The 23,152-nt window shown below is 54.0% G+C and carries 20 protein-coding genes; 14 read left to right on the top strand and 6 right to left on the bottom strand.

All coding sequences use genetic code 11. The features are described from left to right. Positions 1–13: 13 nt before the first annotated feature. From HH1059_RS06565 to HH1059_RS06555, 3 genes are all read right to left on the bottom strand, one after another. Positions 14–1,384: a tetratricopeptide repeat protein gene (locus HH1059_RS06565; RefSeq protein WP_162549406.1), complete on the bottom strand. Its 1,371-nt coding sequence runs from the start codon at positions 1,382–1,384 to the stop codon at positions 14–16. 300 nt (positions 1,385–1,684) lie between these two features. Beyond that, the gene (locus HH1059_RS06560; RefSeq protein ID WP_096409394.1) at positions 1,685–3,676 is read right to left on the bottom strand and encodes a CHASE2 domain-containing protein; all 1,992 of its coding nucleotides are present in this window, start codon (positions 3,674–3,676) and stop codon (positions 1,685–1,687) included. A gap of 1 nt (position 3,677) precedes the next feature. Next, the gene (locus HH1059_RS06555) at positions 3,678–6,419 is read right to left on the bottom strand and encodes an Rne/Rng family ribonuclease (protein ID WP_096409392.1); all 2,742 of its coding nucleotides are present in this window, start codon (positions 6,417–6,419) and stop codon (positions 3,678–3,680) included. 505 nt (positions 6,420–6,924) lie between these two features. Between HH1059_RS06555 and HH1059_RS06550 the strand changes: the two genes are divergently transcribed. Next, positions 6,925–7,884: an RluA family pseudouridine synthase gene (locus HH1059_RS06550; protein WP_096409391.1), complete on the top strand. Its 960-nt coding sequence runs from the start codon at positions 6,925–6,927 to the stop codon at positions 7,882–7,884. A gap of 33 nt (positions 7,885–7,917) precedes the next feature. Further along, complete coding sequence (locus HH1059_RS06545; RefSeq protein ID WP_096409389.1) at positions 7,918–8,865, top strand: S49 family peptidase; 948 nt, start codon at positions 7,918–7,920, stop codon at positions 8,863–8,865. A gap of 190 nt (positions 8,866–9,055) precedes the next feature. Here HH1059_RS06545 and HH1059_RS06540 read toward each other — a convergent pair whose 3' ends face one another. Next, positions 9,056–9,649, bottom strand: coding sequence for a Maf family protein (locus tag HH1059_RS06540; RefSeq protein WP_096409388.1), 594 nt, complete (start codon positions 9,647–9,649; stop codon positions 9,056–9,058). 495 nt (positions 9,650–10,144) lie between these two features. Between HH1059_RS06540 and HH1059_RS06535 the strand changes: the two genes are divergently transcribed. The 12 genes from HH1059_RS06535 to HH1059_RS06480 all read left to right on the top strand — a co-directional run bounded on the left by HH1059_RS06535 (position 10,145) and on the right by HH1059_RS06480 (position 20,722). Beyond that, positions 10,145–10,666 (top strand): YceD family protein, encoded by a 522-nt coding sequence (locus HH1059_RS06535; RefSeq protein ID WP_096409386.1) that lies wholly within the window; start codon positions 10,145–10,147, stop codon positions 10,664–10,666. Between the two features lie 56 nt (positions 10,667–10,722). Continuing rightward, entirely contained in the window at positions 10,723–10,902 is a 180-nt protein-coding gene (rpmF, locus tag HH1059_RS06530) for a 50S ribosomal protein L32 (protein WP_096409385.1), read from the top strand. Between the two features lie 110 nt (positions 10,903–11,012). Further along, entirely contained in the window at positions 11,013–12,014 is a 1,002-nt protein-coding gene (plsX, locus tag HH1059_RS06525; RefSeq protein ID WP_420797771.1) for a phosphate acyltransferase PlsX, read from the top strand. Continuing rightward, the gene (locus tag HH1059_RS06520; protein ID WP_096409381.1) at positions 12,011–12,985 is read left to right on the top strand and encodes a beta-ketoacyl-ACP synthase III; all 975 of its coding nucleotides are present in this window, start codon (positions 12,011–12,013) and stop codon (positions 12,983–12,985) included. The genes plsX and HH1059_RS06520 overlap by 4 nt, the downstream gene beginning before the upstream one ends. Before the next feature lie 90 nt (positions 12,986–13,075). After that, a complete protein-coding gene (fabD, locus tag HH1059_RS06515) occupies positions 13,076–14,020 on the top strand; it encodes an ACP S-malonyltransferase (protein WP_096409380.1) in 945 nt (314 codons plus the stop codon). Positions 14,021–14,053: 33 nt separating this feature from the next. Further along, entirely contained in the window at positions 14,054–14,806 is a 753-nt protein-coding gene (gene fabG / locus HH1059_RS06510; protein ID WP_096409378.1) for a 3-oxoacyl-ACP reductase FabG, read from the top strand. Between the two features lie 142 nt (positions 14,807–14,948). Continuing rightward, on the top strand, positions 14,949–15,188 hold the full coding sequence (gene acpP, locus HH1059_RS06505; protein ID WP_096409377.1) for an acyl carrier protein: 240 nt from the start codon (positions 14,949–14,951) through the stop codon (positions 15,186–15,188). Between the two features lie 247 nt (positions 15,189–15,435). After that, positions 15,436–16,683 carry a beta-ketoacyl-ACP synthase II gene (fabF, locus tag HH1059_RS06500; protein WP_096409375.1) on the top strand — a complete coding sequence of 416 codons (1,248 nt, stop codon included), beginning with the start codon at positions 15,436–15,438 and terminating at the stop codon, positions 16,681–16,683. 8 nt (positions 16,684–16,691) lie between these two features. Beyond that, on the top strand, positions 16,692–17,555 hold the full coding sequence (pabC, locus tag HH1059_RS06495; protein ID WP_162549405.1) for an aminodeoxychorismate lyase: 864 nt from the start codon (positions 16,692–16,694) through the stop codon (positions 17,553–17,555). A 110-nt stretch (positions 17,556–17,665) separates the two neighbouring features. Next, the gene (gene mltG, locus HH1059_RS06490; RefSeq protein ID WP_096409372.1) at positions 17,666–18,679 is read left to right on the top strand and encodes an endolytic transglycosylase MltG; all 1,014 of its coding nucleotides are present in this window, start codon (positions 17,666–17,668) and stop codon (positions 18,677–18,679) included. 202 nt (positions 18,680–18,881) lie between these two features. Then, positions 18,882–19,535 carry a dTMP kinase gene (gene tmk, locus HH1059_RS06485; protein WP_096409371.1) on the top strand — a complete coding sequence of 218 codons (654 nt, stop codon included), beginning with the start codon at positions 18,882–18,884 and terminating at the stop codon, positions 19,533–19,535. 26 nt (positions 19,536–19,561) lie between these two features. After that, positions 19,562–20,722: an AAA family ATPase gene (locus HH1059_RS06480; RefSeq protein WP_096409369.1), complete on the top strand. Its 1,161-nt coding sequence runs from the start codon at positions 19,562–19,564 to the stop codon at positions 20,720–20,722. A 139-nt stretch (positions 20,723–20,861) separates the two neighbouring features. Here the strand turns inward: HH1059_RS06480 and HH1059_RS06475 are convergent, their stop codons facing one another. Both HH1059_RS06475 and HH1059_RS06470 read right to left on the bottom strand, forming a co-directional pair. After that, positions 20,862–21,998: an aminotransferase class V-fold PLP-dependent enzyme gene (locus HH1059_RS06475; protein WP_096409368.1), complete on the bottom strand. Its 1,137-nt coding sequence runs from the start codon at positions 21,996–21,998 to the stop codon at positions 20,862–20,864. A 304-nt stretch (positions 21,999–22,302) separates the two neighbouring features. Continuing rightward, a complete protein-coding gene (locus HH1059_RS06470; RefSeq protein ID WP_096409366.1) occupies positions 22,303–23,088 on the bottom strand; it encodes an SDR family NAD(P)-dependent oxidoreductase in 786 nt (261 codons plus the stop codon). Positions 23,089–23,152: the final 64 nt, after the last annotated feature.

The following is a 23,152-nucleotide window of genomic DNA, read 5'->3' as shown; positions in this document are numbered from 1 at the left end:
CTTTGTCCCCTATCTAGTTCCAGTCGTAGCGCAGGCCAACGAAGTACTGGTCACGATCGAATTGGCGTGAGTCTATGTTGGAACTCTTATCGGTATGCGAATAAGTTAATGTCAGTCGCCACGGTGTCTCTGGAAAGGAGAATATGTAACTAGCTGTAACCCTGCGCAGCAGAGAGTTTTCGGCACTGTCATTAAGTCCGCGTGCTAGTAGCTCACGCTGGGTGGAGTCCAACTCAATGTCATCACCACCAAGGTAGGTCAGTACCGTGCTGACATCGCTTGCGTCAACATCTACGCCGCTTCGGTAATGCTGTCTTTGCAAGCTTCCATTGATTGTGAATAGGCGCCCTTCGTCTATGAAGATCTGGAATCCGGCTCCTGCCTCCAGGGTATATCTGGAGTAGATGTCGGCCTCGGCCTCTTCATAGCCCATACCGGCACTGCCGACCATGACGAGTCTTTCGCTAAGTGCGCCCATGACGCTCGCGTTTATCCTCGCCAATATCGAGTCACGGTCATCGAGTTCATAAGAGTTATATGCTATCTCTGGCATTAACCTAGCTTGAGCCCCAGTTCCGATCATCCGGCGGTATTGAGGCGCTATGCGAAGGCGGGAATAGAGGTGGTCATCGTCTAGGCGAATGTGCTGTATGTCGCTAGCTAGATGTATCTGCTGCTCATGAGATTGACGCCAAACTCGTGTGCCGCCCAACTGCACTACAGTCTGATCGAAAATGTCCCAGTCGTAGTAACCGCGGTGCTGAAACTGCCCATTGAAACGCCACCGAGAATTGGCCACCCAGGGGGTGCTGTATAAACCGCCCGCGGCTATTTCGGCAAAAGAGTCAGAAGCGCCAGAGTCTTCGTACTCGTATAGCCTGAGGTTTACCAGGCCGTGCTGAAGATTGGCTATGTTGCCTTCTATGATGCTGTTGCTAGCGCTTAACACGTTTTCGTCATAACCGACGCGGCCTTCCACCCATCTCAGGAATTGGGCTACCTGTGCTGCCGCCCGGCGGTCTATGGCGTCGATAAAACGCTGTGCGCTATCAGCAATCTGCTGCGGCGGGTCGAGTTCAACAACAGCTGTAAAATTATCCCGTGCTAAATCGTAATCACCGATGGCGAAGAGTGAGCGCGCTAACTCAAATCGGGCCCTACTATCTCTGGGTCTAACAATAGTTACCCTCTCGAAGAACAGCGATGCCCGCTCCGGATTGTCAGCATGCATCAAGGCTATGCCACCGACAAAGTCAAACTCCGGTATGCCTGCGAAATCTGACTCATGTTCTTGGGCAAGGGTAGCTGCCCGGTGGTATTCACCTTGTAGAATCTCAGCCTGAATGCTTGCTATGACCTGCCTTAGCGAATATTCCGCGGACATCAGCACAGCCGGAAATAGCATTACACTAAGAAAAATTCCAATCGGATAAAAGAATGCTGTTATCTGACGCACTTCGACTCTTACCTCCAGGCACTACTCATCCAAATAAGGCAGGCGTTAAAAATCATTCAAAGGGCTGTGCGGTTTTTCTCTCTAAAGCCTTCCCTAATCAGCTTTTGAGCCCTGCACAAACACCAGCCTTGTATGTTCCGGCGCCAGGGATTGCGCCATCAAGGCCTTTAGGGCGTGGTTAAGGCGTTCTCCTTAGCAGAGGGGGTGCTGGCGTGGTTCAAGGGGTTATTATAGGCCCCCTATTGGCTCATACATGGTTACCGGCTCGTTGCGCCCTTTAACCTGAACCCGCTCAATCTCCCTAAAAGAGTATTGCTTTTCTAAGCCCTCACGGGTATGCTCTGTGACAAGAAGCCGCACCCCGTAGTCTTTTGTCTTCGATTCGGTGCGCGCAGCAAGATTAACTGAGTCGCCAAGGGCGGTGTAAGCGCGGCGGTATTCCGAGCCCATGTCGCCGACACTAGCCGGCCCGGTGTTCAGGCCGATGCCGATCTCAATTGCCGGCAAGCCTTCAGCAGCGAACTCCTCTTTCAATCGATCTGTCTCGCGGAGCATTGCAAATGCCGCCTCCAGGGCGTTTTTACGCTGCTCGGGATCATCCATAGGGGCGCCCCAGAAGGCCATTATCATGTCACCGACATACTTATCTATGGTGCCGTGGTGCTCAAAGATGATTCGGGTCATGGGGGTGAAGAAGCGGTTCAGGACACTCTTCAGGGTGGCTGCATCAAGCTTTTCAGACAGGGTGGTAAAACCGCGTATATCGGCAAAAAGCAGGGTGATCTCGCGGGTTTCACCTTCCAGATTATATTCATCTGGGCGCTCGGCCATCTGTTCTACAAGTTCGGGTGGCACATACTCACCAAAGCGCTGGCGGAGCATGTTTCTACGCCGGTATTCAAACAGAAACCCCCAGCCTAGATTTACGAAGGTAATCAAGGTTACCGCTGCAAGGGTTGGAATTATGCTTAATACTATCCCATGTGCCGCCCATGCCCAGAGGTTTGTAGCTATCACCGCAGCCAATAGAGCAGCGACCAGGATCAGAGTACTCAGCGGTGCTAGGAAGGGCAGGGTGGCAGTGAGCAGGAGTCCGCTGCTCATCAGGGTAATGAAGTCGGCTCCCTCTGCCCAGGCCGGTTGCCTGGGAAAGTCTCCCTTGAGCATGGCATCAATCAGGGTTGCATGAACCTCAACCCCAGGATACGCGGAGCCTACTGGCGTGGGGCGGAGGTCGTACAGGCCTAATGCGCTGGTTCCGAGGAGTGCTATTTTGCCTTCTAGCTTTTCCTCTGCGGCCTTGCCTTCTAGAACATCAGCGGCGCTAACGTAAGGGAAGGTCTTTTCAGGGCCCCGGTAAGGGATTAGAACCTGACCGCGATAATCCGTGGGTATCTCTAATCCACCTAGTTCAACCCGATCGATCGCTTTGGCATCGGCGAAAGGTTTGCTGATGATGTCAATGCTGTGGAGCAGCTGATACTGTCTGACTACCTCAAGGGCTAGTGAGCTATAGAGTTTATCTTCATAGCCGAGCAGCAGTGGCGCGCGGCGTACCACACCGTCTGGATCCGGGCGGACAGTAAAGAATCCCGATGCACCTGCTGCTTCTACCAGTTCCGGGCGGCTGGCGGTTACGCTAGGCAGGCGAAAGACGGTCAGCGGCCTTTGCTCTATGCTCAGGCTATCTTTGGTGGGAGGGGGTAAGGAGCCGACTTTAGTGCCGGCCTGATCGCTGTGGAGGATAAACCCGAGGACGCTATCCCCTTTGCTGAGGCTATCAGCGAGGCGCTTATCGCCGTCGAATTGCTCACGTAGCCTGTCTAGACGATTTTTTAGCTGTGGGTCATCGACAGCCTGCGCTACCTGCTCAGCGATATTGCGCTCCGGTTCGGCGAAGACCACGTCGTAGCCGATGACCACAACCCCGGCATCCCATAGGCGCTCGGTAAGCTCGGCAACTGTAGCCCGCGGCCATGGCCAACGCCCGATCCTCGCCAAGCTAGACTCATCAATATCTATCACGACGACTTCGGTATCGAAATCGTCCTGACCGGTCTGTGTCCACAGCAGGCGCTGATCGTAGAAAAAACGCTCCGCGGTATCGACCGCTTCGCGCACAGGTCCGAACTGTGTATAGGCAGCCCAGACTACCGCGATGAGCATTGTAAGCCCGAGAATCAAAGGCCATGCCTTATCCCGGGCGCGGCGCCAGATCATATCAGATATTATCTTCCGTCTCTTTGTTCGCAGACTCTTCCTGGGCGTGATCTGCTCTGCTTGTACCGGAAAAGCCCTCAATGGGCAAGTTTCGCTCTATTCGCTCTATTGGAACTAGCTGCTTATTTCTGGCGATTTGCTGGGAAGGGCGCCAGTTTTCTGGACTGGGCTGCTCTTCAGGCGCCAAGTCATCGCGCTGAGTGTTACAGCTCTCTTCAGTGCTCGAGTCGACATCATCTGCCCACGCAGGGTCTGTGCATTCCTGCTCAGCCGATTTTTGTCGCCGCGGAATTCGCGGGCGGCCGCTGCGCACAAATTTCCTGCCGGTTTGAGCTTGGTCCGGGGTTGTTTTATCACTAGTGCTGGATGCGGCTCCGTTAGCGGCGCCATTTGCCTGCGCCCCTTCTTCGAATACCTCGTGGTCGGGTATTGGCAAGGATTCATCGGCGGCACTGTTCGTATCAGCACCATCATTTGATTCAATTTCGCCTGCAGTCTCAGTTGTTGAGCTGCTCCGCCGCCGGCGCCTCCCGCCACGTCTGCCGCGCCTGCTTCGACCGGAGCGGTTGGAAGAGCGGCTGCGAGCACTATCAGCCGCCTCCCCATCGCCGTTATCCGCAGAATCTATATCAGTATCAGCGCTATCGCTCTGGGCTGAAGGCGGGGTTTGAGCCTGATCTTCTATATCTTCAAATGCTGGCAGGGCAGAAGAACCTTCGTACTCTTCTGCATCGGCCGTATCTGCATCGGCCGTATCTGCATCGGCCTTACTGGGCTGCAGCGATTCGGGCTGATCTGCTGTGGCCAATTCCTGTTGCTCACCGCTCTCGGTCTCTGCGCGGCGGCGGCTGCTAGTGTTGCGGCTGCGCCGCCCACGAGTTGAGCGGGAGCGGCCGCTACTGCTGCCACGTTTACCGCGGCTAGAACCGGATTTTCTATCGCCATCATCTTGCTCGTCAGTTGAGCGGTATTCTGGTTGCCGCGAGGAGGCGGTATTGCCATCGACGGTTTTTTGTCCGCTCTGGAAAAGCAGACCGCGCAGCTGGCTGAAGATCCAGCCCAGGGGCACTTGTTCGTTGTTGGTTGTCGGTCGCTGAGTGGTCTGATCGGAATCTTGTGCAGAGTCAGCGCCGCTGGCGAAAGGAGCCGGGGTGCTAGGTGTAACCCCCTGTACTGCAGGAGGTTGCGGGCGTGGGGTCGGCAACCCAGCATCAATCAGGTTGGTCTCTTCAGCGGGGCTGAGCCGTTGATAGCTACTATCATCTTGATCCTCCCACTCATCGGTGCGCAGACGTTGGATATCGTAGTGGGGCGTTTCCAGGTTGCGATTAGGGATCAGGAGGATATGTACAGAGTGCCGTTTTTCCAGATCACTAATCTGCGAGCGCTTCTCATTTAATAGGAAAGTCGCTACTTCAAGGGGCAATTGAGCAAGGACCTTGCTCGTCTTATCTTTCATTGCCTCCTCTTCGATGATGCGCAGTATAGACAGGGCCAGTGATTCGACGCTGCGCACCGTTCCTTGGCCACCGCACCGCCCGCAAACCTCTTGGTGGGCTTCACCCAAAGAGGAGCGCAGGCGCTGGCGCGACATCTCCAGAAGACCAAAACGGGAAATGCGACCTACTTGTACTCGCGCCCTGTCAGCCTTAACCGCCTCACGCAACCGGTTCTCCACCTCTCGCTGGCTGCGCGGTGGCCCCATATCGATAAAATCGATCACGATTAGCCCACCGAGATCGCGCAGACGCAGCTGCCGGGCTATCTCGTCGGCCGCCTCCAGGTTGGTGTTGAGGGCTGTCTCTTCAATGTCCGCGCCTTTGGTAGCGCGCGATGAGTTGATATCTATGGAGATCAGAGCTTCGGTATGATCTATGGCTATGGCCCCTCCGGAGGGCAGCCTGACATCGCGCTGAAAGGCCGATTCTATCTGGCTTTCGACCTGATAACGGGAGAACAGTGGGACCGGATCGTCGTAAAGCTTGAGTTTCTGGCGGTTATAGGGCATCACCTGATCGATGAAGTCCCGGGCCTTGGCGAAGACATCCTCATCATCGACTAGTATTTCGCCGATCTCGGGGCGCAGGTAATCACGCAGGGCGCGGATTATTACGTCGCTCTCCTGATAGACGAGAAATGGCGCACGGCGCTCCATGGCCGCCTTGAGTATAGCGTCCCACAGCTTAAGCAGGTAATCGAGGTCCCACTGCAGCTCCTGCGTGTTCCGCCCAACTCCGGCGGTGCGCACAATAAGGCCCATGCCTTCGGGCACCTCGAGATGGCGCAGGCTTTCGCGTATCTCGGCCCGTTCGGCGCCCTCTATACGGCGAGAAACCCCGCCTGCACGTGGGTTGTTGGGCATGAGTACCAGGTAGCGCCCGGCAAGGCTGATATAGGTGGTCAGCGCGGCGCCTTTGTTGCCGCGCTCCTCTTTATCCACCTGGACCAGAACCTCCTGGTTTTCGCGCAAGGACTCACGCGGGGTAGAGCGCTGTCCATCACTCCCTACGCAATAAGAGGGCGCTATCTCCTTGAAGGGCAAAAAGCCATGCCGCTCAGCACCGTAGCGCACGAAGGCAGCTTCCAGGCTAGGCTCTACGCGAGTAATGATCCCTTTGTATATGTTAGCCTTCTTTTGTTCCCGCGAAGGAGCCTCTATGTCGAGATCATATAGGACTTGTCCATCTACTAGGGCAACCCGCAACTCTTCTGGTTGGGTTGCGTTGATCAACATTCTTTTCATGGTGGTTGACTCTCCACAGCCCCGCAGCCATCGCGTTGGGAGAGCAGGGGAGTAGCCCATGGGTCGCTTCAGACGCCGGTTCGCGATGCAGCGCACCAGGTTGTCGAGAAACTTGCCAGATATTAATCACGGCATCTTGTGGCCGATTTGGCTGGCCTGAAGAGATCCGGACCATACACTGACTCCAAGTTGGGCGCAGGGCTATTGTTGTTCGCGTTATTTGTCTTCATCTGCCTGGATAGAGTGGCGATAACGCCTCTTCATTGGTCTATCTGGCAATTGTCTTTATGTATGTGCGTATATGCTCATGCCGCAATTTGGGCGGCGCCATTCATGCCTCAGGCGCTGCGCCCGGAAAACTTCTGCGCTGAGAGTATATGTAGTACTTTGCCATGCAATTACTCTAGACTATCGTCGACTTACCAGCGCCAGCTCAATTCTATCAGCAACTTGCATATCCTACAAACGTAGTATTAATCACCCTTAACGGGCGGTATGATAAATAATGTCAACAACATCAACGCATAGTAGCGTAAAATATCATCAGGTTAGCGACGATGAAGCAGGCCAACGGATAGATAATTTTCTGTTGCGTCTGCTCAAGGGCCTGCCCCGTAGTCGTGTCTATCGATTATTGCGGCGCGGCGAGGTAAGAGTGGACGGCGGTAGGGCTAAGCCGACCCGGCGACTTCAAGCTGGCGAGGTGGTGCGTTTGCCTCCTGTAGTGATTGCTGACTCAGAGCACAAGCCTAGGCCTGAGCCATCTTCGGGATTGGAAAGGGCACTGCGAGACGGTGTTTTATACGAGGATGAACGCCTACTCGTCATAGATAAACCGAGTGGCTTAGCCGTGCACGGTGGCAGCACAGTGAAGATCGGGCTAATTGAGGCGCTACGCCAAATTCGATCCGATTTGCACTTCGTTGAGTTGGTTCACCGCTTGGATCAGGAGACTAGCGGCTGCCTGCTGCTGGCCAAACGCCGCTCAACCCTGCGCCGATTACACGAAATGCTGCGCAATGGCGATATTGAAAAACGCTATACCGCATTATTGGTAGGTGAAGTTAAGCAGCCAGAACAAGTTATAGACGCGCCAATCGAAAAACTAGCGGGCGCGGGACATGAACGGTTGGTGCGCGTTTCGCAACGTGGGCGCAGCGCCCAAACTTTGGTTAAAGTGATAAGTCAAAGCCCATACGGCACGCTTGTTGATATCAAGCTGACTACAGGGCGCACTCACCAGATTAGGGTGCATGCTCGCCATATCGGCCATCCGGTTGCCGGTGATGATCGCTACGGCGAGCGCCAGAGCAACTCACGGCTGCGCACAGAGCTCGGTTTAAGGCGCCTGTTTCTACATGCTAACGAGCTTGCCTTTCGCCACCCGGAGCAAGGTAACCGGTTGCATGTCCAAGCGCCATTGAGCGCTGAACTCAACAAAGTGCTAACAAATGCCATGAAGTAACAGTCACAACCAATTGACAAAATGGGAGATGTAATGAGCGATCAAGCTTGGGAACGTGCAGCTCTGCGGGAGATTCTTGACGAGGCGCTACGTGAACGTCGCCGTAATAGGCTATGGCGGATTATAACCCGCATCGCTTTGGTAGTAGCTATTCTCGTCCTTGCCATCAGTATCACCCAGTGTGCTATGACCACTGATAAAGAAGAGGTCGGGCCGCATACTGCCGAGGTACGTATTAATGAACCAATTATGTCTGATTCTGCATCTAGCGCTGACAACGTAATCAAGGGCCTGAATGCGGCTTTTGAAGCGGACGATGTTGCCGGGGTAGTGCTTAGAATCAATACCCCAGGCGGGAGTCCGGTCCACTCGCAGCGCATCTACGATGAGATTAAGCGCCTGCGTGACGAGCACCCCGATATCCCAGTGCACGCGGTAATTGATGATATAGGCGTATCTGGCGGCTATTTTGTCGCCGCGGCAGCTGACAAGATTCATGTTGGCGGCTCGAGCGTAGTCGGATCGATCGGGGTTATAGCCGGCAGCTTCGGCGCCGAAGAGGCACTGGAGAAGCTCGGGCTTGAGCGGCGTGTTCACACCGCCGGTGAGGATAAGGCGTTTCTAGATCCCTTTTCACCTCTAAGGGACGATCATGTCGAGCATCTACGACTAATGCTTGAGGATATGCATCAGCAGTTCATTGATGCTGTTCGGGAGGGGCGTGGTGAACGGCTGGATGAAGAAAACAATGAGGATTTATTCTCAGGCTTGGTCTGGACCGGTGCTCAAAGCATAGAGCTCGGCTTAGCTGATGAGATAGGCAGCGTATCCAGCGTTGCTCGCGACGTAATCGGCGAGGAAGAGGTGGTCGATTATACGGCCAAACGCGATTTCTTTACTGAATTAAGCGAGCAATTCGGCATTAGTGTCGGCCAAGGGCTCTACTACACCCTCAAGAGGTTGGAGTACCAGGTCCATTGATGGACGGCAGTTAGTTGCTAGGGATCGCTGAATAAGGGCGCCTTTAGAAACCTCTCCACCGAAGGGGATCAGTTGCCTCGGCATGGAGGCTGTGGCGTCAGGGGTGGCGCCACGAAGCCTCTAGGGGTGGATTTAAGGCGCCCTCCATACTGGGCAGCTGGATGGCTCCGGGGGAGTTTTTGGAGGTGTCCTAAGGGATTGCGAAGCCTGCCTCTCGCAGCATTCTAGTTAGGGCAATCAAGGGAAGCCCGATAAGTGCTGATGGGTCGCGGGTGTCCACAGCTGCAAGGAGAGTGATCCCCAGGCCCTCGGAGCGAATAGCTCCGGCACAATCGTAAGGCTCATCGGCATCCAAATATCTGTCTATAGCATCATCATCAAGGTCCCTAAACTTTATCCGCGTCGTGTCTATATCTTGCTCTACCTTTTCGCCGTCGATCACTGTTACAGCGGTCAGAAAATCGACGCTGCGGCCTGAGGATTGACGCAATTGCTGTTTTGCTTGTTCGCGGGTATTGGGTTTGCCGATGATTTTCTCGCCTAGTAGGGCAATTTGATCGCTCCCTATAACTACCGCCCCGGGATTCTTTTCAGCCACAGTCCTGGCCTTCATTTCTGCTAAACGCAACACCGCGTGGTGAGCAGTTTCATCAAAAGGCACAGATTCATCGATGTCTGCAGCCTGGACTGCAAAGTCTAGCTTGAGCCTTGCCAATAAGTCGCGACGATAAGTGGATGCTGAAGCCAGGATCAATTTTTTAGATTCGTGATCGGGGCTGGTCATGCGCAGGTCCTGTTTGTTGTCTTAAAGTGACTGCTAAGCTAACGCGTAGCCAACTGCAGTGAAAAACTGCTGAACCACGAGTTCAGCATAGCAGTTCTTGGTCGCGCCATATCGATGTACTTTAGCATTTGGGCACTCTAGAAACCCACCCCTTGCTCAACTCGACAGGTTTGATTGTCGAGCGCATTACCTTTAGGATGCATCTAAAAAATACTATTGAGATGGATTCACTTTGTGCCCCACACGACAGTGGTGGTGTCTGCACAAAAGCTCTTTGGGAGCCTCTAAGAACTTCGCCGGCGCCATCATCTTGCCCCGGTGTGGAGGTCTTGGCGCCATGAAGCTTCTAAGGATGGATTCACGGCGTCCTCCACACCGGGGCAGATGATGGCGCCGGCGAAGTTTTAGAGGCACCTCTTTGAAGCTCCTAGTTTGGCACTGATCATACTGACTATGCTCACTTGATGCTTTACAGTACCGTTGAGCCTCTATAACATGCCACAGCCTATGCTACCGCAAGGATTGACTCCCGACGATTTTGGTCCTGACGCGCCTACGTATGCAGGCGAGCTTGCCTTAGGGCAGATGGCGAGATTGGTCCCGCTGCTTGCAGAGGCGCACGGCGGAGCTCACCTGGTTATAGCGGGTCGTGTTGATGAGTGCGGGCGCCGTTTTGTTGAAGGTAGTGTTACCGCTGAGCTGATACTGATTTGCCAGCGTTGTCTTGGGGCCTACCCCCACGCTGTGGAGGAGGAGTTCCGGTTAACCTTGGTCAGCTCAGAGGCTGAAGGAGAGGAATTGCCTGACGATCTTGAGCCGTTCGTTAGTGCTGGAGGAAGAGTACAACTGATGGACTTGGCAGAGGAGGAGTTGCTGCTTGCTTTGCCCGTTGTCGCCCGACACCGGGAAGGCGAGTGCAGTCCTCCTCCTAACCGAGCCGGAATTTCTCGTGAAGAGCTAAGCCCTTTTGCGCAGTTGCGCGGGGTTTTTGGTGACGATAGCTGTGAACGCAAGTGATTTCACAGCTACTCGAATGAATATTTAATTCGCATGACAGATGTGGAGTTGAAGTAATGGCAGTACAGCAAAATCGTAAAACGCCTTCCAAGAGAGGCATGCGCCGTTCGCACGATAAGCTTGGCAAACCGACCTTGTCGACTGAGCCGAGAACTGGTGAGACGCACCTTCGCCACCATGTAAGTCCAGATGGTTATTATCGGGGCCGCAAGGTTACTCGCGGCCAAGAAGATTGACTGCAACTCGGTCTATCGAGGAAGTGGGCATGACTAATGCTCAAAGCAAAGATCGGGGGGCAGATGCAGTCGGCGCAGATGGTGTGACTACAACGCTCACCCTCGACGCCATGGGCGGTGATTATGGCCCAAGTGTAGTTGTGCCTGCTGCGGTCGATGCCATCAAGCGACACAAGGATTTGCGGCTGATCCTAGTCGGCCGTGAGTCGGCCATAGCTGAACAACTTGACAAGTTGCAGGCGCCTGACTCAGGTAGACTTATAACTCGACATTGCAGCCAAGTGGTTGAGATGGATGAGTCACCGTCTATCGCCCTGCGTAATAAGCGCGACTCTTCCATGCGGGTTGCCCTCGATATGGTCAAGGCCGGTGAGGCCGATGGCTGTGTTAGTGCCGGCAACACCGGCGCTCTAATGGCCACGGCCCGTTACCTGCTGAAGACTCTGCCCGGCATTGATCGGCCAGCAATTATGAGCACTATCCCGGCTAAGGGCGGTGCTACGCACATGCTTGATCTGGGCGCCAACGTAGATTGTAAGGCAGAGCATCTGTTCCAGTTTGCAGTAATGGGTTCAGTTGCGATTGAGGCTGTCTACGGCATAGAACGCCCGCGGGTTGGTCTACTGAATATTGGCGAGGAGGATATCAAGGGTAACGATCAGGTCAAAAAGGCTGCTGAAATGCTCAGTAATGCCGAGGAGATAAACTACACCGGTTATATCGAAGGTGATGGTGTCTTCTCAGGAGAGGCCGATATAGTCGTTTGTGACGGTTTTGTTGGCAATGTCTCTCTGAAAAGCAGTGAAGGCGTGGCCTCCTTGATTTCTGACTATATGCGTATGGAGTTCCATCGCAATATTTTGACCCGCCTTGCAGGTCTGGTAGCTCTGCCGGTGCTCAAATCTTTGCGCCGCCGTATTGACCCTCGCCAGTATAATGGCGCGAGCTTGCTTGGCCTGCGCGCTGTTGCAATGAAAAGCCATGGTTCGGCGGACAGCTTCTCATTCGGTCGCGCTATAGATACTGCGGTAGTTGAGGCTGAGCAAAATGTGCCTGGGCTCATAGGGGAGAGGATTGGGGGGTTGCTCGGTGGATTTAGGAGAAGGCGGTGACCAGGGCAAGGATTTTAGGTACCGGTAGCTATCTGCCTGAAAAGGTGGTAACTAATCACGATATCGAGAAGCTAGTCGATACCTCGGATAATTGGATACGCGAGAGGACCGGGATCTACGAGCGCAGAGTAGTAGCAGAGAGCCAGGTTTGCGGAGATCTTGCCCTGGTTGCCGCGCAGCGAGCGTTGGAGTCAGCCGGCGTAAGTGGCAGTGATATCGACCTGGTTATTGTAGCTACCTGTACCCCGGATAATATCTTTCCTAGTACCGCTTCAGTGCTACAGAGCCGTCTGGATATTCAACCAGGGGCCCCATCCTTCGATGTTTCAGCCGCGTGCTCGGGGTTTATATACGCGTTAGGTATAGCTGATAAATTTGTCCGCTCAGGTGCTGCCAAACGCCCGCTTGTGGTTGGTTCAGAAACGATGACCAGAATCCTGGATTGGGATGACCGCGGCACCTGCGTCTTGTTCGGTGACGGGGCCGGGGCGGTAGTCTTGGAGGCGAGCGAAAATGAAGATGGGATTATTTCCTCCCATCTGCACTCCGATGGTAGCTTCGAGTCGCTGCTATACGTCCCCTGGGGGCCAGGCCGAGGGTTCTCCGCCCTCGATGATAAGAGCGGCTATATTCGTATGCGTGGAAATGAGGTTTTTAAGGTCGCGGTCAACACGCTCACCAGGATAGTTGAGGAGAGCTTGGAGAGTGCGCAGGTCGATAAATCTGAAATCGATTGGCTGATCCCGCACCAGGCTAACATAAGGATTATTCAGGCAACGGCCAAAAAACTTGAATTGCCTATGGACAGGGTAGTAGTGACAGTAGGCGAACATGGCAACACATCAGCTGCTTCAGTGCCAATCGCCCTTGATACCGCTGTCAAAGATGGGCGCATCAAGCGCGGTGAATTGCTGCTGATGGAGGCCTTTGGTGGCGGCTTCACATGGGGATCGGCGCTGGTACGCTACTAGGGGCCAATGTAGCAAAACTCCCTGAATCAACCATGCAGTTGCTACCGCTTGTAAGGGGCCATTGTTGATAAGCGAACAAGGATAAAGCAGATGAGTACATCGAGTAGCGATCTCGCTTTTGTTTTCCCCGGACAGGGGTCGCAGTCTGTTGGCATGATGAGCGCCTGGGCTGAATCAACAACAGTCAGGGATACTTTTGCGGAAGCTAGTCAAGTTCTTGGCTATGACATTTGGCAACTCAGTGAGCAGGGGCCTGCCGAAGAGCTAGATCGCACGGATCGTACCCAGCCGGCTATACTTACCGCTAGCGTCGCTCTGTGGCGGTTATGGCAAGAACGGGGCGGCAAAGAGCCTGCCCTATTTGCTGGACACAGTCTGGGTGAGTACTCTGCGCTTGTAGCGGCGGGTAGTTTGCAATTTGCTGATGCAGTCGAACTGGTCGCAGAGCGCGGTAAATACATGCAAGAGGCGGTAGCCGCCGGTAGGGGGGCTATGGCAGCAATAATAGGATTGCAGGATGAGCAGGTAATTGAGTCGTGCGCTCGCGCAGCTCAGGGCCAAGTAGTTCAGGCTGTAAACTTTAATGCCCCTGGTCAAGTGGTTATTGCTGGTGATGCCGAGGCCGTGGAACGCGCAGGTGAGATAGCCCGGCAGGAGGGAGCTAAGCGCGTATTGCCGTTATCGGTCAGCGTGCCTTCGCATTGTAGCTTGATGCAGCCTGCTGCTGAGCGTCTTGCCGATAAGCTCGCAGCTGTTGATATTGTGCCGCCTAGATCTGCGGTGCTGCATAACGTCGATGTAGAGCCCTGCCAGGACCCGGAGGGGATCCGCGTAAAGCTGGTGCAACAGCTAGCCAATCCGGTTCGCTGGAGCGAGACGATAAGTAGGATAAAAGCCGACGGGGTGCAAGTGGTCGGCGAATGTGGACCAGGGAAAGTGCTTAGTGGACTGGTCAAGCGGATTGAAAAAAGCTTGTCGGCTGAGCCACTTTATGAGCCTGGTTCATTCGATAAGTTGCTTGGTAATTTTTCATGAATTTCCTGAACGTCAACAAGATAGGGGGATTGAGTGGGGCACTATAACCTGGAAGGTGAAGTGGCTTTTGTTACTGGGGCAAGCCGCGGTATAGGTCACGCGATCCTACACGAACTGGGTCAGTCGGGCGCAGTGGTTATCGGAACGGCAACGAGCGATGCCGGTGCTACTGCGATTAGTGAGGGTTTGCAAAAATCCGGCATTACAGGTACCGGAATGGCCCTGAATGTTACGGATACTGAGCAGATTAGCTCGGTGGTCAAGGATATAACCGCTCAATTTGGTGCTCCGACGATCCTGGTCAACAACGCCGGGATTAACCGCGACAATCTGCTAATGCGCATGAAAGATGACGAGTGGGATTCTATCCTCGATACTAACCTCAGTTCGGTTTACCGAGTCAGCAAGGCTTGTCTACGAGGCATGACTAAAGCTAAGCGCGGACGGATAATAAACATCGGCTCGGTAGTTGGATCCATGGGGAATGCCGGACAGGCGAACTATGCAGCCGCAAAGGCCGGTATGATCGGATTCACTAAGTCTTTATCGCGAGAACTCGGCGGCCGTGGCATCACCGTGAACACTGTGGCACCAGGTTTCATAGAAACCGATATGACCGCTGCTATGAGCGAAGAGCAGCGCAGTGCCTTGACTGGTAACATACCCTTGGAGCGGCTTGGGAGCCCCGCAGACATAGCTGCTGCAGTCGCGTTCCTAGCATCTCCAGGTGCCGGTTATATAACCGGCGAGACGTTACATGTCAATGGCGGTATGTATATGGGATAGCAAAAAAGATGCCTATTTCATCAGTAAAATCACTCAAGCAATAAAAGTTTGGAGTAGTTCTGGTACTCGGCGTTTTGTTTCCCTACAATACGCGCCGCATGCCTGAAGGATGCGCCAAATGAAATCTCGGAGGATCGTTTAAATGAGCAGCATCGAAGATCGCGTCAAGAAGATTGTCGTAGAGCAATTAGGGGTTAAGGATGAGGAAGTGACGGGCGAGGCATCCTTCGTCGATGACCTGGGAGCCGACTCCCTCGACACTGTAGAGCTGGTAATGGCACTTGAAGAAGAGTTCGAGTGTGAAATCCCCGACGAGGAAGCCGAAAAAATCACGACGGTTCAGCAAGCGGTCGACTATATCAATAAGCATCTGGAGGGGTGATAAATCCCCTCCATCCGGCTACAGAGCCGGGTACAGGCACTGGCCATATGGCGTTGGGGATAAGCCCGGATTCACACCTTCTGCGGTGCGATCCGGCGCTCCCAACCACTACCCGAGGTTTGCATCAATCCCGGGTTTAACCAACTGGCCCCAGAGCCAAAGCGGGTGAGTCGTGGATTGGACGGCCCCCCGCGCGGCGAGGAGGCGGGTAGCTGGCCTCTTCGAAAATCAGCGCCTGGAGTGTGACATGGATAGTAATGCAGTTGTTGTGACGGGGGTGGGGATAGTTTCGCCTGTCGGGATAACCGCCGATGAGGCTTGGGAGTCAGTAATCTCCGGCAAAAGTGGTGTCAGATCAATAGCGGAGTTCGATGTATCTTCATATTCGGTCAGAATAGGCGGCACCATAGAAGGGTTTGATATAGCCAGGCACTTGTCGGCTAAAGAGGCTAAACGGATGGATCCGTTTATCCACTATGCCTTTGGGGCCTCTGCTCAGGCTATCGATGATAGTGGCCTGGATGTTGAATCCAGCGAACCGGATCGGATCGGTATTGCGATCGGCTCAGGTATAGGTGGCATACAGGGTATTGAGAATGGTCACCAGGCCCTTATCGACGGAGGGCCGCGCAAGGTCTCCCCTTTTTTGGTGCCAAGCAGCGTTATAAACATGGCCTCCGGCAATATATCCATCCACTTCGGGATGCGCGGTCCGAATCTTTCAGCTGTTACTGCTTGTGCTGCGGGCACCCACAGTATAGGCGTGTCTGCCCGTATGATAGCAGCCGGTGATGCAGATGTTATGCTGGCAGGTGGTGCCGAGAAGTGCATTACGCCGCTTGGTGTTGCTTCTTTTGCCTCGGCACGGGCGCTATCCCAGCGCAATGATGCCCCTGAACAGGCGAGCAGGCCGTGGGACAGTGATAGGGATGGTTTTGTCTTAAGTGAGGGTGCGGCAGTACTAGTCCTCGAGTCATACGAACATGCTAAGCGTAGGGGCGCCAATATCTACGCTCAGGTGACCGGGTTTGGTAACAGTGCCGATGCCTATCATATAACTCAACCGGCAGAGAGTGGTGAAGGAGCCCAGCGCTGTATGGCCCGGGCTCTAGCGGATGCGCGCCTAAACCCTGAGGATATCGACTATATAAACGCCCATGGGACGTCTACAGTAGTGGGAGATGTTGCTGAAGCTGCGGCTGTTCGCAGGTTATTCTATGCAAACGGCGCCCATGGGGTGCCGATGAGCTCAACCAAGTCAATGACTGGGCACATGTTAGGTGCAGCTGGCGGTATTGAAGCGGCATTTTGCCTATTAGCAATTCGTGATGGTGTTATCCCGCCCACCATAAACCTAGACGAACAAGATCAGCAATGTGAGGGGCTTGATTTGGTGCCCCATGAGGCGCGGCAAAAGGGACTACGCCATGTGCTAACTAATTCATTTGGATTCGGCGGCACTAATGCCTCATTGATATTTAGTCATGTCGAATAGGCACAGATTTGCAAAATAAAAAGCTTGTTAATGGCCGTTCTGAAGCTGTTGTAGACCCCGACGATCGGGGGCTTACCTACGGGGATGGGCTATTTGAGACCATACCCGTGCGCGATGGTCAGTTGTGCCTTTGGAACTACCACATGGACAGGCTTTTGGATGGGTCGCGCCGACTTGGCCTGCCTGAACCGCCACTAAGTTTACTTCGGGAAGAGGCGCGTTATTTAGTACGTGACATAGAAAAGGCTGTTCTGAAGATAATCTACACTCGTGGTTCTGGGGAGAACCGCGGCTACGCCCCCCCATCACGGCCTTTGCCTACTCGAGTCCTGACCCTCCATGAGCCGCCCAAACAGACCGTCGGCAATTGGTTTGAGGGGGTTGAAGTCAATATATGCAAAACCCGCCTTAGCTCACAACCGGCGTTGGCAGGCATCAAACATCTCAACCGCCTCGAGCAGGTCATGGCTCGCGGAGAGTGGCGTGATCAGGGTGTTGCTGAAGGTTTGATGCTCGATGAGAACGGCTTGGTTGTTGAAGGCACAGCGACTAATGTTTTTGTTGTGCAGTCGTCAGCCCTTGTAACACCAGCGCTCGATTACTGCGGCGTTGAGGGTGTTATGCGGCGGCGGATTATTGATTTGGCCCCTGAGCTCGGCTTAAGGGTTGAGCATAGAGGGCTGTACCCTGAGGAGTTAGGTGATGTCGACGAGCTCTTCCTAACCAACAGTGTCATAGGGGTATGGCGTGTCCGCTCAGTAGCTAAAAGTACTATTGCGCAGGGCCATATAGCTAACCGCTTCCTGGAGCGCGTCGCCCAAGATTCGCTGGTTCCTGATCAGGTTATGCGTACACTGGATCTGCCTAAGTAGGCAACCGGGCTATGCCCAGGCCTTTTCCTAATTAATGTGGGTGGTATGCTGGGCTTATAAAGGCTAGCTTCGTTTTAGATCTGGAGCTTAGGCTGGGTGAGGGCTGGATCATGACTCTGCGCGGATTCCTTTTTATCTTAGCCACACTGGCAATTATTCTTCCTGCCAGTATTCTTGGGCTGGGCGCATACAAGCTCAACAAGCCTTTGCAGGTAGACTCCTCACCCAAAGTAATAGAGATAGCTGATGGATCATCCCTTAGCGCGGTGGCGCATAGGATGGAACGAGAAGGGTGGGTGGATTCGCATACGGTTTTGTTTATGCGCTTGTATGGCCGCATAACCGGCCTTGCTGGGCAGATCAAGACAGGCGAGTATGCTATCAGTGATAGCATCAGCGCCAAGCAGCTTCTCGATAGCATGGCAGCTGGAGATGTGGTACAGCACAGATTGACAGTCGTCGAAGGGTGGACATTGGCCCAACTACTCGAGTCACTGCGCCAGCACGATAGGATCGAATATACCCTCGAGGGAGTTGAAAAGGAAGATCTGCTGAAAGAGCTAGGAATAGGCGAAGATCGCCATCCGGAGGGATTGTTTTATCCAACCACCTACAACTTCCCCAGTGGCATAACTGATCGCCAATTTTTACGCAACGCCTACTCTGAGATGATTAAGCGCCTAGAGCAGATATGGCAAACTAGACAGGTTGGTCTGCCGTTAGATACCCCTTACGATGCCTTGATTCTGGCTTCCATTATTGAGCGTGAGGCTAGGGTAGAAGAGGAGAGGGCGCGCATTGCCGGCGTCTTCATTCGCCGTCTAGATAAGGGCATGCGTCTACAGGCCGATCCGACAGTTGTCTATGGCATAGGCGATGATTTCTCTGGCCGCATCACTCGTGCCGATTTGCGCCGGGACACACCCTATAACACCTACACCCGCAGCGGGTTGCCGCCGACACCGATAGCATTGCCCGGTTCTTCATCGATTAAGGCCGCGGTAAATCCTGAGCCGGGTGACGAGCTTTACTTTGTCGCCCGGGGCGACGGCACTCACCACTTCTCGTCAACTCTGGAAGAACACAATCGAGCTGTACAGCGCTATATATTGGGTAATCGATAATTAGGTGACCTCCGCAAATTCCCCCCGGAGCTACCCCATTGCTCCAGTGTTGGAGGGCGCCGTGAACCCATCCCTGGAGGCTTCATGGCGCCATCCCTGGAGCCAAAAACTCCAACACCGGGGCAATGGCAATGGGGTGGCTCCGGGGGGAGTTTGCAGACTTGGTTGATATAAATAGTATTGCGGGGCAAAGGCGGGATAAATGCTGGATAAGGCAAGAGGTTTTTTTATCACTATTGAGGGCATTGAAGGGGCGGGCAAATCAACCTGTCTTGATGCTATCAGCTCAACACTAGCTGAGATGGGGATCAACAATCCGATAGTCACTCGCGAGCCTGGTGGTACCGAGGTCGGTGAGGCGATAAGGGCAATTCTGCTTAACTCCCACTATCGGGGTATGTCTGGCGAGAGCGAGGCGCTGTTGCTTTTCGCCGCCCGCGCCGAACACGTTGCTCAGGTGATTCGCCCTAATGTTGAGGCAGGAAGGTGGGTAATCAGTGATCGTTTTACGGATGCTAGCTATGCCTATCAGGGCGGCGGTAGAGGTTTAGGGGCGGAGCGTATCGCTACATTAGAGAAGTGGGCGATGCCCGATGATATACAGCCAGATATTACCCTATTGCTGGATGTAGAGCCGCACGTCGGCAGAGAGCGGGTGGGAAAGCGCAAAGGAGAGGCTGATCGTTTCGAGAAGGAGCAAGATGATTTCTTTGCGGTTGTCCGAGAGGCATACCTAAACCGAGCCACCGCTCAACCGCAAAGGTTCCGTGTCATAGACGCTAATCAGTCAGTTGACTATGTTACCCGTCAGGTTAAGCAGGCTATTCGCGGTTTGATAGAGCAACGCAGCAACTGAATTAGCAGCCAGGTTAAAGAATATTAATGGCGAGCAGGCGGCAAAACACTGGTGCTGTTAAGACCAAAGGCGCTAAATCGCAGCAGCCTTTAGAGCAAGGTGATAAGCAGCAGCAAGGTGCTAGCGAAGATGATGTGCACCAGGCGCTTATTCAGGGCAGCTCTGATCTAGCACCGTGGCTTGTGCCCGAATTGGAGCGTTCGCTCGGTCTCTTCGACGCGGGTAGACTCCATCATGCGCTGCTCCTGAGTGGCCGTACCGGTTTGGGCAAGAGCTTTCTGGCCATGGCTTTGGCCCGGGCCTTGTTGTGTGATCTTAACCAAGGGGGTGGGGGCGGTGGCAGCCCCACTAGCGCTGCACAGCGCCCCTGTGGGGAGTGTAAGTCATGCCGGTTGACCGCCGCCGGCAATCATCCCGATATGCGCCTGCTGGGTCCGAATAAAGCTGGTGAGCGCGGTGAAATAGTCGTCGATACAGTCCGTGGCCTGATTGAGTTTCTCCACCTCAGTGCCCAACTCGGCGGCACCAAGGTTGCGGTGATTGTGCCGTGTGACCGGCTCAACCGCTCGGCCGCTAACAGCCTTCTCAAGACCTTGGAAGAGCCGCCCCAAGGAGTCTTTTTGATCCTCGCTACCGGTCGCCCTGGTAGATTACCCGCTACAGTCCGCAGTCGCTGCACAATTCACCAGCTACCTTCCCCTCGGCTGGATGAGGCACAGCTTTGGTTGTCTGGCCACCACAACCTCAGTTCTGAAAAGCTACGCCAAGCCCTTGTTCTGTGTGGTGGCATGCCTTTCAGTGCGCACAACATGCTGCATCAGCACGGTTTGGACAGGCTAGAGGCCTTATTGCAGCAGCTGCATCGGTTAAGCGCCGGTGGCGACCCAATCAAAGAAGCCCAGATGTGGCAGGATAATCCGCATGTTTTGGCGGAAATGCTAACTGCAGTGATTGCCGAGTTGCTGCGGCGTAAGCACGGCGGTTCAATGCTAGGCATGCTGCCTGCTGCGCTTAGCGAAAGATTGGCCGATGCCACGCCGCTGGATTCACTCCACCAAGTCTTCGAGCAGATCACCGCCCATAGGCGCCATTTAGAGCAGCCTCTCCAAGGTCGCCTAGCTGCTGAAGCTATTTTCATTGATTTATCGACAGCCTTGTGGGGCAGGGCGGCTAGAAGTGTCCTATAACAAGCTGTTGGGATAATCGAAATCGGGATCGCTATCGGGATCGAAGAGATATGGGGCTTGGACACGAGAAACTGGATGTCTATCGTCTTTCGATAGGCTATGTTGCATGGGTTTACGAAAAGGCCGACAGTCTGATGAGCTAATCGCGTAACCTGTCAACACACTCATCCAACCTCTGCCAAGCTTGCCCCAAATCCTGTCTGGTATTATAGAAATGGGCCGAAAAACGTATCCCACCGCAGCGTTCAGCGCAGGCTACGCCACTGTTGCGCAGTTCAGCGAGCAGTTGCTCCGGGTCGATATCAGGTATCCGGAATGTTGCTATGCCGGCATGACGAGTAGTCGAGGTTGGCGTTACAAGTTCGAAGTCCCGCTGTTGAGCCATTTCAAAGTTAAGTTGGGCATTAGCTAGGACATCGCGCTCAATTTCATCTATGCCAGTCTGCTCAATAAGCCCTAGGCTAGCCTCAAGGGCGTGAGCACCAAGTAGGTTGGGGCTGCCGGGTTCGAAGCGGCGGGCAGATTGGGCTGGTTGCCAATTGTCGCGCTTAAAGTCGCCTAGATGTTCAACCATGTGCCAGCCGAATTGGTGCAGGTTTAGTCTCTCTCTGAGTACAGGTGAGATATACATGGCCCCTAAACCCTCGGGGCCGAGCATCCATTTATGGCCATCGGCAACTATGCATCTGGCGTAGTCACTTGCAAAGCGTAGAGCACCTAGGCTTTGGATAGCGTCGACACAGAAGATTATTCCGCGCTCATGACACGCTGAGCCGAGACGCTCAAGGTCCATACGCAGGCCGCTGCCATACTGGACGCTGCTTACTGGAAGAATGCGGGTTTTGGCTGTTAGCGCACTGATAAGCGCATCTTCAGGGGTTGGTGCTGAATCTAGGCAAACTTGCTTTACCTTGACCCCAAAGCGCTTCTCCAAGGCCTGCCAAACCCAGCGATTGGAAGGGAATTCCTGGTCATTAATAACCACTTCATCGCCGGGTTGCCAATCGAGCCCGAAGGCAATGATGGATAGCCCTGCGGAGGTGTTAGGAATCAGGGCGATATCTTCCTCGTGCCGAACTCCCATGATGCGGCTTAACCGCTGGCGCAGGCGGGTCTCAACGGTGATCCAGTTCGGGTAATCAGCAGCCCCACGGCTAGCACACTCGCTAGCGAAGGCTTGGACAGCTTCGCTGGCGCACTTTGGCCACGGTCCGACGCCGGCATGGTTGAGGTAGATGATGTCTTGATCGTGGGGAAACTGCGGATGGTTTGGCATTATTGATTCCAGATAGATTCGTGAAGCACGTAAGCGTTAAGCGTTACTGGTTCTGGCAGCAGTTTAGATGCGTACTAGATGTCTGCTAGCTCAGAAAGGCCTAGCTCAGAAAGGCTAAGCCTGAAACGCTGAGCGGATAAGCGAGCATAGCCATAGTCAATGGTAACAGCTCTCGGAGCGTCGCCCTACAGCGCCAAGAGCAAGTTCGCATAAGGTATATTATGTTAAATCAGGTGTAGCAGAAAACAAAACCGGCAACAATCAGCGCTGCCGGTCCGTCGTGGTACTCTTTAGATCAGCTTACTTATCTCAGGTTACCTGAACGAGTCTCCTGCCAGCGTTTGGCATGTTCCTCATCACCAATATTCCACTCTTGCTCAACGAACTGCTTATCCGCTGTCTCTAGTAGAGCCCAGAGAATAAAGTCAGCTGCCTCTTCTGGCTTATAGAGCTGATTATTCTCCTTGAGCTTTACAAAGCGGTTGACCGCGGGAAAGCGCTCCGGCGTCTGTTGCCTTATCAACTCCTGCATCGGTGTATCGACTACACCTGGGCGGACTGAACCAACCAGCACCCGCTGATCCCAAAGCTCCTCTTTGAGGACCTCATAAAGCATAAACAGTGCTGCCTTACCAGTGCAGTAAGTTCCCCAGCCAACCATGGCCTTGTGTGCAGCACCCGATGAGACGTGCATCACTCGCCCACCCTGCTGCATTTTCGCGAGCATGGTCTTGGTCAGAAATAGCGGCGCCTCAACGTTGATAGCAATTGCTTTGCGCCATTGCTCGAGCTCTACCTCAGCCAGAGGCCCTATAGGCTCAAGCATACCGGCATTATGGATCAGGCTTCGCACTCGCTTGTCTTGAGGAATAGCATTAGCCACCTTATCGCGGCCATCTTCACTAGCCAGATCTGCTGCCTGATAGGATATGTTTTCCGGGGCAAAGCTGGCCGTCTGCTTCAGGGGCTCCTCCCGCCTACCAACAATGAGGACATTGGCACCTTGTTTCGCCAAGCCGTGTGCTAGAGCACGGCCAAGCCCCGTTCCACCACCGGTCACGACCGCTAGCTCATCATCTTGCCACTTCATTTATCATTCCTCCGCCGCGCTACCGCGAATCAAAAATGCCTCGTTGTCCAACGATATCTGTGTC

The sequence above is a fragment of the Halorhodospira halochloris genome, assembly GCF_002356555.2.
Lineage (GTDB): Bacteria > Pseudomonadota > Gammaproteobacteria > Nitrococcales > Halorhodospiraceae > Halorhodospira > Halorhodospira halochloris.
The sequence above is the reverse complement of the archived record's forward strand: the minus strand, read 5'-3'. Positions and strand labels throughout refer to the sequence as shown.

Coding starts and splice junctions, on each gene's coding strand:
- HH1059_RS06480 (WP_096409369.1), top strand. CDS start 19,562: ATGGCGAGCAGGCGGCAAAACACTGGTGCTGTTAAGACCAAAGGCGCT.
- acpP (WP_096409377.1), top strand. CDS start 14,949: ATGAGCAGCATCGAAGATCGCGTCAAGAAGATTGTCGTAGAGCAATTA.
- HH1059_RS06550 (WP_096409391.1), top strand. CDS start 6,925: ATGTCAACAACATCAACGCATAGTAGCGTAAAATATCATCAGGTTAGC.
- rpmF (WP_096409385.1), top strand. CDS start 10,723: ATGGCAGTACAGCAAAATCGTAAAACGCCTTCCAAGAGAGGCATGCGC.
- HH1059_RS06560 (WP_096409394.1), bottom strand. CDS start 3,676: ATGATCTGGCGCCGCGCCCGGGATAAGGCATGGCCTTTGATTCTCGGG.
- HH1059_RS06555 (WP_096409392.1), bottom strand. CDS start 6,419: ATGAAAAGAATGTTGATCAACGCAACCCAACCAGAAGAGTTGCGGGTT.
- fabD (WP_096409380.1), top strand. CDS start 13,076: ATGAGTACATCGAGTAGCGATCTCGCTTTTGTTTTCCCCGGACAGGGG.
- HH1059_RS06535 (WP_096409386.1), top strand. CDS start 10,145: ATGCCACAGCCTATGCTACCGCAAGGATTGACTCCCGACGATTTTGGT.
- HH1059_RS06540 (WP_096409388.1), bottom strand. CDS start 9,649: ATGACCAGCCCCGATCACGAATCTAAAAAATTGATCCTGGCTTCAGCA.
- tmk (WP_096409371.1), top strand. CDS start 18,882: ATGCTGGATAAGGCAAGAGGTTTTTTTATCACTATTGAGGGCATTGAA.
- HH1059_RS06475 (WP_096409368.1), bottom strand. CDS start 21,998: ATGCCAAACCATCCGCAGTTTCCCCACGATCAAGACATCATCTACCTC.
- HH1059_RS06545 (WP_096409389.1), top strand. CDS start 7,918: ATGAGCGATCAAGCTTGGGAACGTGCAGCTCTGCGGGAGATTCTTGAC.
- plsX (WP_420797771.1), top strand. CDS start 11,013: ATGGGCGGTGATTATGGCCCAAGTGTAGTTGTGCCTGCTGCGGTCGAT.
- mltG (WP_096409372.1), top strand. CDS start 17,666: ATGACTCTGCGCGGATTCCTTTTTATCTTAGCCACACTGGCAATTATT.
- HH1059_RS06565 (WP_162549406.1), bottom strand. CDS start 1,384: ATGTCCGCGGAATATTCGCTAAGGCAGGTCATAGCAAGCATTCAGGCT.
- HH1059_RS06470 (WP_096409366.1), bottom strand. CDS start 23,088: ATGAAGTGGCAAGATGATGAGCTAGCGGTCGTGACCGGTGGTGGAACG.
- fabF (WP_096409375.1), top strand. CDS start 15,436: ATGGATAGTAATGCAGTTGTTGTGACGGGGGTGGGGATAGTTTCGCCT.